This is a genomic window from Mannheimia sp. (genome assembly GCF_056854775.1).
On the sequence record NZ_JBXGGI010000021.1, the window covers coordinates 1 to 10,969 of the forward strand.

8 protein-coding genes are annotated in these 10,969 nt (G+C 39.3%); 3 read left to right on the forward strand and 5 right to left on the reverse strand.

Annotation, left to right across the window (positions count from 1 at the left end; all coding sequences use genetic code 11):
• The 4 genes from ACJHV0_RS02000 to ACJHV0_RS02015 all read right to left on the reverse strand — a co-directional run.
• The coding region (locus ACJHV0_RS02000) for an ESPR-type extended signal peptide-containing protein (protein WP_483133251.1) at nt 1–4,271 on the reverse strand (4,271 nt) is incomplete at its 3' end.
• Between the two features lie 406 nt (nt 4,272–4,677).
• Nucleotides 4,678–5,667: a virulence RhuM family protein gene (locus ACJHV0_RS02005; RefSeq protein ID WP_483133252.1), complete on the reverse strand. Its 990-nt coding sequence runs from the start codon at nt 5,665–5,667 to the stop codon at nt 4,678–4,680.
• Between the two features lie 160 nt (nt 5,668–5,827).
• The gene (mpl, locus tag ACJHV0_RS02010) at nt 5,828–7,192 is read right to left on the reverse strand and encodes a UDP-N-acetylmuramate:L-alanyl-gamma-D-glutamyl-meso-diaminopimelate ligase (RefSeq protein WP_483133253.1); all 1,365 of its coding nucleotides are present in this window, start codon (nt 7,190–7,192) and stop codon (nt 5,828–5,830) included.
• A 79-nt stretch (nt 7,193–7,271) separates the two neighbouring features.
• Complete coding sequence (locus tag ACJHV0_RS02015; protein WP_483133254.1) at nt 7,272–8,027, reverse strand: MlaA family lipoprotein; 756 nt, start codon at nt 8,025–8,027, stop codon at nt 7,272–7,274.
• A gap of 156 nt (nt 8,028–8,183) precedes the next feature.
• Here ACJHV0_RS02015 and metJ point away from each other — a divergent pair, with 156 nt between their 5' ends.
• From metJ to panF, 3 genes are read left to right on the forward strand one after another with little or no spacing between them, the layout of a single operon-like run.
• Nucleotides 8,184–8,501: a met regulon transcriptional regulator MetJ gene (metJ, locus tag ACJHV0_RS02020; protein ID WP_025235216.1), complete on the forward strand. Its 318-nt coding sequence runs from the start codon at nt 8,184–8,186 to the stop codon at nt 8,499–8,501.
• 49 nt (nt 8,502–8,550) lie between these two features.
• Nucleotides 8,551–8,781: a YhdT family protein gene (locus ACJHV0_RS02025; RefSeq protein ID WP_483133255.1), complete on the forward strand. Its 231-nt coding sequence runs from the start codon at nt 8,551–8,553 to the stop codon at nt 8,779–8,781.
• Nucleotides 8,774–10,195, forward strand: coding sequence for a sodium/pantothenate symporter (gene panF, locus ACJHV0_RS02030; protein WP_483133256.1), 1,422 nt, complete (start codon nt 8,774–8,776; stop codon nt 10,193–10,195). Before ACJHV0_RS02025 ends, panF begins: the two co-directional genes overlap by 8 nt.
• A 132-nt stretch (nt 10,196–10,327) precedes the next feature.
• On the opposite strand, the gene ACJHV0_RS02035 is transcribed toward panF, so the two are convergent.
• Nucleotides 10,328–10,969 (reverse strand): YadA family autotransporter adhesin (locus ACJHV0_RS02035; RefSeq protein WP_483133257.1); only part of this gene is annotated, 642 nt, incomplete at its 5' end.

Consider the following 10,969-nt stretch of genomic DNA (forward strand, 5'->3'; position numbering starts at 1 on the left):
TTAAATGTACCGTCTGGTTGTTTGTAAACTTTGTCGCCATCTTTATTCGTATAAACAACCGGAGTTTGAGCATTCTCAACAACCGCTTGATTATTTACTTTGTTGTCGTAAGCAAAGTTATCACCTTTACCATTATTAGTATCTACAACACTGATGCTGTTATCACTTGAAGTTACCGTTGTACGGCTTGCTTTCATTTGCTTAACATTTACTGCATCACCATCTTCTTTACCATCCCCAAGATTGGTAATGGTATCGCCATTCATATTGATGCCATCGCCATTGATAGTCGGACCATTATTTACCGTAATGCTATCAATATCTTTCAGATCTTTATTTAACTGAATGGTTAAAGTATCGTTTTCATCAGCTTTAACATTAATGTTGCCAACAGCTGATTTGAAGCTATCAGAAGCTGCTTTATTAACACCATCGCCCACAATTTTCACGACTGTGTTTAATTTATGACGATTTAACAATTCATTGTTACCAGTAAAAATTAAACCATCGTTTAAGGTTGCAACCTGTTCTGGATCACCATTTGGTGTGCCATCTGGATTTGTTGGCTGGTAAACAATACGTGTTAAACCATCTTTACCAGGTAAACCGTTTTCACCTTTATCACCATTCACGCCTTGCGGACCTGCTTCTGATTTAAAGGTTAAACCATCTTTACCGTCTTTGCCGTTTAAGCCGATAGAACCATCTTTACCGTTAAGGGTAACAGCTGAACCGTCTTTACCGTTTACACCAACAGAACCGTCTTTACCCGGTTTACCGTCTTCACCTTTCTCACCGAAAGTTACGTTATCTTTAGTTTCAACCGTAATTTTACCTGCAGCTTGGGTAACTTTAATGTTGTTACCTGCATCAATCGTTACGATATCGCCCGGGTTAATTAACTCTTCTGTTGTGCCAGATACTTCCCCTGCACTTGCAGAAGTTGTTAATTTAAAGCCAGAATTGTTGATTGCATCAGCAACTGTTTTAGCATCTACTAATTTGTCGCCATCTTCATTTGAAGGTGCATCAACTTTACCGTCGTTGTTTTCATCTTTTAACTCAGTCTTATTCACAGATAAGTCAAATTCATTTGCACCATTAGCATTTTTGCCTGTAGTTACTTTGATTGAATTATCTTTAGAAATAACCGTTTCTTTAGATTCTTTTAATTGCTTAACATTTACTGCATCACCATCATCTTCACCATCTTTAAGATTAGTGATCTTATCACCGTCCATATTAATACCATTATTATTAATAGTTGGACCATTATTGATAGTGATACTATTGATATCTTTAAGCTCTTTAGCTAATTTAATGTTTAACGTATCTGTACCGTCTGCTTCAACAGCAATATTGCCACTAGAAAGCTCACCAGTCGCTCCACCCTTAACATTTACTTTTTCGCCCAGTTTACGAGTTACATCGTTACCTTTATCGCCACCGAAAGTTAATGGTTTAAATGCTTGTTCTGCCGTTTGGTTAATAGCATCATTAATGTTATTAACAGTATTACCATTTACCGTAATCGGAGAGTTAGTTACGGTTACATCACCAACTTTTAAGCCATCATTATTGATAGTAGTATCACCGGCTTTAACGCTATCTACCGCTAAATCTTTCTTAGTTGCGACAGTAAATGTAGTGGTATTACCTTCAGTTTTTGCATCTACTTGAATGTTATCGCCAGCAACAACTTTTGCGATATCGTTAGTATCAACTGCATTATTGTTAATTACAGTTAATTTACCATCATCACCTACTGTGATAGTTTTATCATCAACATTGATGTCATATTTAATGGTATTTTTGCCATCTACAACGCTTACATTAGCTGTAGTGCCATTACCATCTACGAAGTTTACGGTGTCGCCTGGATTCACGACTTCTTCGGTGGCTGTGCCGTTACCTGCTACTCTAAAGCCTGAGTTAGCAACGGTATTAGCCAGTACATCAGCGGTTACGAATGTTGGGGCTGGCTCTTCATTCGGAGCAAATACTTTGCCTGTAGCTGCCTCAACAACAACGGCATCTGGATATACAAAGTCATCTGCTGGCTGGCGTACTTGTAGTTTTGATTTGTTGATAGACAAATCAAATACAGTTGAACTACTTGAGTCTTTTGATTCTTTTACCGTAACAGTTTTATCATCTGAAGTTACTTTCTCTCTTGATTTCGCAACTTCATCAGCCACCATATAAAGCTGTGAACCGTTAATTGCATCAGTCGAGGTGTTCGTAATTTGACCTGCTGCGACATTTTGAATTTGGCGTTTTGTATTCGCATCACCCACCGATACAACATAGCTTTCTGTGCCAGATCTGTGCAGAATACTATTACCTGCAAAACCACTATAGGTAATGCCATTTACTGTTGCTTCATTTGTGCTAACACCGGCTTGAGCAGTAGAGAATGTACCTAATGCCACCGCACCAATTAAATTTTCGCCAACGTTTGCATTAGCACCTACTGCGGTACTATAGTTTGACGCGGTAGTTGCTTCACGCCCTAGTGAAGTACTGCTCTGCTGAGTCGCTGATGCCTTGTAACCTAATGCAACAGAGTTAGTACCAGTTGATATTACGCTTGATTCATTACCAATAGCGATAGAACCATTAGCAGCTGATGATGCCTTGTTACCAACTGCGATGGCATAATCTGCAGTTGCATTGGCTTCACGACCACCCGCATAACTACCGGTACCCGTTGCTTTAGCAGAAGAACCGATTGCTGTTGCATAAGTTTTAGATGATACAGAATCTACACCCACAGCTAATGCTTGATGTGCTGATGCGTTAGCATTGTTTGAGATGGCAGTAGAGAAGTTACCGGTTGCTTTAGTGTTAGAGCCAACAGCCACAGCATTTGTACCCGTTGATAATGACTGACCACCCATTGCAAATGAGTGCGTGTTAGTCGCATTGGCTGAGTCGCCCACAGCGATAGATTTATCACCACTACTTTTCGATGCAGCACCGATAGCAATCGATTTGGTATTGCTTGCATTCGCTTGTTCACCGATAGCCACAGCTGCTGTCGCTCCTGCAGTTGCTACTGTCTGAGTACCTAGTGCAACAGAGTTAGTCCCGTGAGCTTCTGATCTGAAACCAATTGCATTGGCTGCTTCGCCTGTTGCATTTGCAAGGCGGCTTAATGCTACAGCATTTTCTTTAGTGGCGTTCGTTTCACGACCGATAGAGATAGCTGAAATAGCAGTTGCATTCGCTGAAAAACCTTGAGCAATAGCACCTACTTCTGTCGCTATAGCACCATCACCCATAGCAATAGATTGATTGCCTTGAGCTTTAGAACCAGTACCTAACGCAATAGATGATATTCCTGTCGATTGAGCACCGGCAGCACCAGCAAATGAACCATCGTTAGTAGCTAATGCACCTACACCTAATGCCACAGAAGCAGTACCGCTAGCTGAAGTACGGGTACCAAAGGCTGTTGCCAACGCTCCCTTAGCTTGAGATTGCACACCAACAGCAACTGAACCCTCTCCAGCTTCAGTTCCTGTGTAACGATTAGGCATACCTGGCGTTCTAGTTACCTGATTTCCACCCACAAGACTATTTTCAAAGTGTACTAAAATATCACCAGTCAATTGCTCATATTTTTTAGCAGCAGCCGTATTATTAAAAGCTTTAGCTTGTTCAGCCGTAAGAGTTTGATTGTTCCAAACCGGGGGTTGAGAACTAGCTACTTTGTCTAAATCATCACCACCAATTGCAACAGACGAATTACCGGCAGCCTTTGCTTGAGCACCTAAAGCAGTTGATTGATCACCCGAAGCAACGGTTTGATAACCGATAGCAACTGACTGCTGATTCTCGCCTCTTTGCCCGGAGCTATTTAATGTATTAGCTTGATAGCCAATAGCTACACCACCTGTAATCGCTTTTGCTTGATGCCCAAGAGCTACGTTTTGAGCTGCCTGACCTGAAGAATTGGAGTAAGATATAGCTCCGTTACCAATAGCAATACCTTCGCTCGCTTGCACAACGGCATTATCCATCATAGCAAGCGTTTTATCAGCATCTCCACCTGTAACACGACCATTCAGAGATGAGTAAGCCCATACTGATGATGATAGCATCATCCCCGCTGCTAATGCAGTTAAAGTGAACGATTGTGCAACAAATCTTGAGCTTTTAGAGCCAACTGTACAAGAAGATGATTTGCCTTGTGCTTTGGCAAATTCAGCCACTGCGGTAAATACACCAGTTTCTTTGTTAAAAACAATTTTAAAAATTTTATTCATTAAGAATCCCTAATAAGGTTTATATGTGAAATATTCAAGCTGCAACATTACTACTTAAATGGGACGCATTATATAGATTAATGATTAGGCTGTCTGTATAGCAATTTAGAAAAGAGTAAATTAATTGTAAAGATAGATAATATCTATTTTTGTTCATAAAAATATTAATAAATTCAAATAGTTAAAAATCATTTTTTAGGAGTTAAATTTACTATCTAACTGTTCTTTGATTAAAAACAGAAACGAAATACAACCAAAGAGTGAAACTATCAGATAACGATACTGATAATTTAGCAGATAAAACCATTAAGGCATTAGAAGCGTTTTTACATACGCTGACTGATGAGAGATATAGGAAATAAGGTTACAAGCGGTAAAATTTTATGAAAAATTTACCGCTTGTATTTTACTGTTTTAATCCTTTTTCTAACTGTTCTAGTTCTTTAAGATCTTCAAGCTCCGCTTCCTGCTGTTTTAGATATTTACGCTGAGTATCAAATTTTTCATATTGTTCTCTAACAAAGCTTTCCATTTGTTTATGCGTAATCGTTCCACCATTTTCTAACACAAGAAAGCCGTTAAACTCAATCAACATATCTACATTTCTTCGCCAAAAACCCAGTGTTAAATCTTGATTATTTTTCACCCTTAATTCTGCACTCTCAAGGAAAATCATCACTAGACGATTTAAAGAATCTAATTCGTCATTATTTAAGTAATTTTTAGCGGTAATAATATCGCCTTTACGTACAATTTTACCTTTCCAACCGGTTAAACCCATATTGGCTTTTGTGGCATCAGCTCGTTGGCAAATAAGTTCGGCTGCGGTTTGTTTAGTAATTGCGTAAATCAGCTTATTTTGTGTTTCGGCAAAGAACATTTGCGTATTTTTATCTGTTTTATCGTAATCGCTAGATAGCTTAAATAGCTCTCGTACTTTTTGATAAAAACGCAACTCACTGGCTCGAATTTCCCGAATTTGCTCGAGCAATTCATCAAAATAATCTAACCGTCCTTGAGGATTTTTTAGCCGTTCAGTATCCACCAAAAAGCCTTTATCCAGATAAGAGCGTAATGTGGTATTCGCCCATTTTCTAAATTGCACCCCTCTTGGGCTACGCACACGAAAACCTATCGCTAAAATCATTGCCAATGAGTAGTGTTTTACTTGATAATTTTTACCATCTTGGGCAGTTATCAAATAATCCTTGATAACTGAATTTTCATCTAACTCATTGTCTTTTAATATATTTTTAATATGTTCGGCTATATTTTGAACAGAGGTGTCAAAAAGTTCTGCGAGCTGACTTTGTGTTAGCCAAGCCTCATTTTCAACCACTAACAAGGCTACATTGCTTTTACCATCTTCAGTATTATAAATAATTAAATCGTTCATATTTTATTCTGCTTATTGTTGGAAATATTAGCTGCTATTTTCAATAAAATATGTATAAATATCCAGAAATGATTTTGATTTTTTCGATGCAGATCACAAAAATAGAGGAGTTATACAAACAAGCGGTAAAATTTTGTGAAAAATTTACCGCTTGTAAAGGTTATTTATCCGCTAATTTGGCAAGGAGTTTTTGATGAATGCCGCCAAAAGCTCCGTTACTCATCACTAAAATATGATCGCTTGGTTTAGCCTCGTTAGCAACTCGTTCCACTAAATCATCAATATTTTCTGACCAATAGGCTGGTTGTGATAACGCATTGGTAATCTCACTCACACTCCACGTAATAATATCGGGCTGATAAACAAATACCATTTGAGCATCGTGTAGGCTTGGGGCAATTTCATCTTTATGCACGCCCATTTTCATTGTATTAGAACGAGGCTCTAGTACCGCTAAAATACGTTGGTTCTGCCCGACTTTGCCACGTAAGGCATCAATAGTAGCTTCAATCGCCGTTGGGTGGTGGGCGAAGTCATCATAAACGGTAATGCCGTTTACTTCGCCTTTGACTTCCAAGCGGCGGTTAGCGTTAATAAATGAGCCTAATGCGTTACACGCCTTTTCAACCCCAACACCTGCGTGGTGAGCAGCTGCAATTGCCATTAGAGCATTGTGCATATTGTGTTTGCCGATAACCGACCAATGTACTTCGCCTTTTTTATCACCTAAATGAAACACTTCAAATTGTGAACAATCGGCATTCAATGGCTTAGCAAACCATTCATTTTGTTCGCCAATAAATTGTAATTGGCTATAGCTGCCCATTTTGAGCGTATCTTGTACGTTTTTATCCGCAATTGCCGATAAAATACAGCCGCTGTGTGGCATCGTTCTGACTAAGTGGTGAAATTGGCGTTGAATTGCTTTTAGGTCATCAAAAATATCAGCGTGGTCAAATTCCAAATTATTGATAATCAGCGTTTTCGGCGTGTAATGCACAAACTTAGATCGTTTATCGAAGAAGGCGGAATCGTATTCGTCCGCTTCAATTACAAAGAATTTGCTGTTGCCTGCACGGGCAGAAATGCCGAAATTGCCTGCTACTCCGCCGATTAAAAAGCCTGTGTCGATGCCGTTTTGGTCTAAAATCCACGCTAACATTCCTGTTGTAGTGGTTTTGCCGTGCGTGCCGGAAACAGCAAGCACCCATTTATCTTTTAATAAATGATCGTGTAACCATTGTGGTCCGGAGGTGTAATTCAGTTGGTTATCCAACACATATTCTACGCACGGATTACCACGACTCATCGCATTGCCGATTACCACCAAATCAGGAGCCGGCTGCAATTGGGCTACATCGTAATTCGGGATAATTTCAATGCCGTGAGATTCTAAAAAGGTACTCATCGGTGGGTAAACATTGGTGTCTGAACCTATAACTTTATAACCAAGTTCACGAGCGATCATTGCGACACCGCCCATAAAAGTGCCGCAAATACCTAAAATGTGGATATGTTTTTTCATTTTCATCTATTTAAAAGTGCACAAGCGGTCGTTTTTTACAAATTTTTTGCAAAAAAGAACCGCTTGTATAGTTAATCAATTAATCAATATTTTTCAATTCTTCTTCAGACAGTTGCTCTTGTTGATTTTGCTCAACACTGCCATCTTTTACTTTAAATTCTAAGTTTTGGAAGTAGGCTTCACGGAAGGTTACATACGGATCTTGTGCTTGTTTTAACAATGCATCTTGCTCCAATAATTTAGAGCGGGTATCAATACCCTGCACCACATATTTTGCAACCGACCAAGGTGTGCCTACATAAGTCAGCACAGAATAGCTCGTTTCTACCGCACTACCGATGCCTTGACGTGGTGTTGTTGCTCCATAAGCAGGTAACATAACATAAGAGCCGGAAGGCACGCCATTTGCCCCTAAACTTTCACCTAAGCTACGCTGTCCGTTATTCAGGCGTAAGCCGTCATCTAAGCTCGCCCAGTCAATTAAGCCACCTAAGCCGAAGATACTGTTGATCCAGAAGCGGTTGAAGTGAACCATTGCTTTCTTGCCCTCACCTTCTAATAGTCGATTAACAAAACTGACAGGTTCATCAAGGTTATTTGCTACATTCACTAAACCGGTTTTTACCGGACTTGGCACGTAGTCTTTCCAGCCTTTTGCAACAGGTTTTAACACATAAGGATCTAAATAATCGTAGTTTACTTTCCACATTGCACGGTTGAAGCCCTCTAATGGGTCATCTCGCACACCAGTTTCAGGATTAATGCTTGAAGAACAAGCGGTTAAAACCACAACGCCGAGTACAACAAAAAGTTGTTTTAATGATGATAATTTCATAAGTTTACCTTTTAGGAATAAATTGAGGTCATTTTAACGGAGTTCATTAAAAATACAATACAAAATAAAATACGATTTCCTTTAGAAATCCAGACGTCTAGATTGTTATATGCCTCGCTTTTGATTACAATACGAACAAATCATAAGGAGTATTAAATGGCAGACTGGAACGGTGAATACATCAGCCCCTATGCAGAACACGGCAAAAAAAGCGAACAAGTGAAGAAAGTAACGGTGTCAATTCCAATTAAAGTATTGGAAATTTTAACCAATGAACGCACACGTCGCCAAATTAAAAACCTTCGCCACGCAACCAATAGTGAACTATTATGCGAGGCTTTTTTACACGCCTTTACAGGGCAACCTTTGCCAAACGATGACGATTTAATGAAGGATAGGGCTGATGAGATCCCTGAAGCAGCAAAGCAGAAAATGCGTGAGTTGGGGATTGATCCTGATGAATGGCAATATTAAAACTACCTCGCATCAGCGAGGTTCTTTTTATGGAATTTAAGGAGAAATTATGTATCAACAATTAGCCAGAGAGGCTCGCTGGGCAATATTGCTCACACTATTCTATATTTTGTGCTGGATAGGCTTTGCTTATTTTTCACCACAAGGTAGAGGTATTTTCGGCTTTCCGATTTGGTTTGAGCTTTCTTGTATTTTTTTACCTATTATCTTCACTCTAATAGCAATTATTGTGATTAAAAAAATCTATAAAAATATTGATTTTGAGGTACATAATGAATAATGAAATGATTTTACCGCTCATTGCCTATCTGCTTTTTGTATTTGGTGTGGCTTTTTATGCATATCGTCAGCGTCAAGGTGGTAGTTTTATCTCCGAATATTATATCGGCGGTCGTTCAATGTCGGGCTTTGTACTGGCAATGACAACTGCTGCAACTTACGTTGGGGCAAGTTCATTTATTGGCGGACCGGGTGCTGCGTATAAATATGGCTTAGGCTGGGTATTACTGGCGATGATTCAAGTGCCTGCCGTGCTATTTTCTTTAGGTGTATTAGGTAAAAAATTTGCCTTACTTTCCCGTAAACATAATAGCGTAACCATTAATGATATGTTGCTCGCCCGCTATCAAAATAAATTTGTAGTATGGATTGCAGGACTCGCCTTACTGCTCTCCTTTTTTGCAATGATGGCAGTGCAATTTATTGGTGCAGGGCGTTTACTTGAAACAACACTCGGCATTCCTTACCAGACTGCCGTGATTATCTTTGCTATTACTGTAGGGCTTTATACCTTTATCGGCGGATTTAGAGCTGTTGTTTTAACCGATACCATTCAAGGTTTAGTAATGATGGTAGGAACAACTATTCTACTCGGTGGGGTAATTTATGCCGCTGGTGGAATAGAAAATGCGATGAATACGCTTGAAGCAATTAATCCGCAACTTACTACTCCTTACGGTATTGAGGAACGCCCACTTGATCTCACCTTTATGGCTTCATTTTGGGTGTTGGTTTGCTTTGGCTTAGTCGGTTTACCACATATTGCAGTGAGAAGTATGGCGTATAAAGATAGCCAAGCTCTACATAAAGCGATGATTATTGGCACTATCGTCATTGCGATTTTGATGTTTGGTATGCACCTTTCAGGCGTGTTAGGTAGAGCGGTTGTACCTGATCTAAAAGTGCCGGATCAGGTGATCCCAACCTTAATGGTGCAAGTGCTTCCCCCAATGGTTGCAGGTATTTTCTTAGCTGCACCTATGGCAGCTATTATGTCATCTATTGATTCAATGCTGATCCAATCTTCATCAACCTTGATCAAAGATCTCTATTTAGCTATCAAACCAAATGCAATTAATAACGAGAAAAAAATTAAATTATTCTCTACCATTACTACTCTCACATTCACGGTGTTTTTAGTATTTGCAGCCCTTAATCCACCCGATATGTTGATTTGGCTCAACTTGCTCTCTTTAGGCGGTTTAGAAGCTACATTCCTTTGGGTTATTGTATTAGGGCTTTATTGGGAAAAAGCAAATGCCACAGGGGCAATTTGCTCAATGTTGGCAGGATTAAGCAGTTATATTGTGATGACAACATTTAAGATCACTATTTTCAGCTTCCACGCTATTGTGCCTTCATTAGTAATTGGGTTGGCTGCGTTTATAGTTGGAAATAAACTATCTCAAAAATAAAATATTTATCTACAAAGCGAACAGACACCATTACTATCCTCTACATAACTTTGTAGAAATAAATAAAAACAAAGCCCCTTTCTGATTAGAAAGGGGCTCTCATTATTATATTAGCATATTAGCTAAATCTTATTACCATTGGTAACCAACACCTGCACCTGCAGAGAAGTTTCCTTGACTGTTCGCAGTACCTTGAAGTTTCAAGATAAGCTTACCATTATCACTTGCTCTTGAGTAACCAACTGCCACTGCAGAAGCACCACTATAAGTACCACCAGCTGCTGCGACCATTGATTTACCCGGAATGTAAACTTGTGGTAATGAAGCCGCTGCTGCTGAGCTTGCACCGATACCACGTACACGTTTATCAAGTTTATCAACTTTGTTATTGATGTTAGTAACATCGTTTTTCACTTGTTTTAACTGTCTTACATTCACCGCATCAGTATCTTTCACACCATCTGCAACGTTAGTAATCTGTTTATTACCAGCATTAATACCGTTGTTATTGATAGTTACATCGCCTACTTTCACTTCGTTAGCAGTTACTGTATCAAACGTTGGTTTCATTGATGTTGCAACCGTTACTTCTGAACCTTTGCGTGAAACAACAATATTATTGCCACCTTTAATAGTCGCTTTACCATTGTTAGCTACGCGAGTTGATCCGGTGTTTTCTGCAACATTACCATCAACCATTAAATCCCAGCCCGTGTTTTGGATAACATTGTATAACTGACTACCGTTTACTGCATCTTTGCTTGTGCTTGAGAT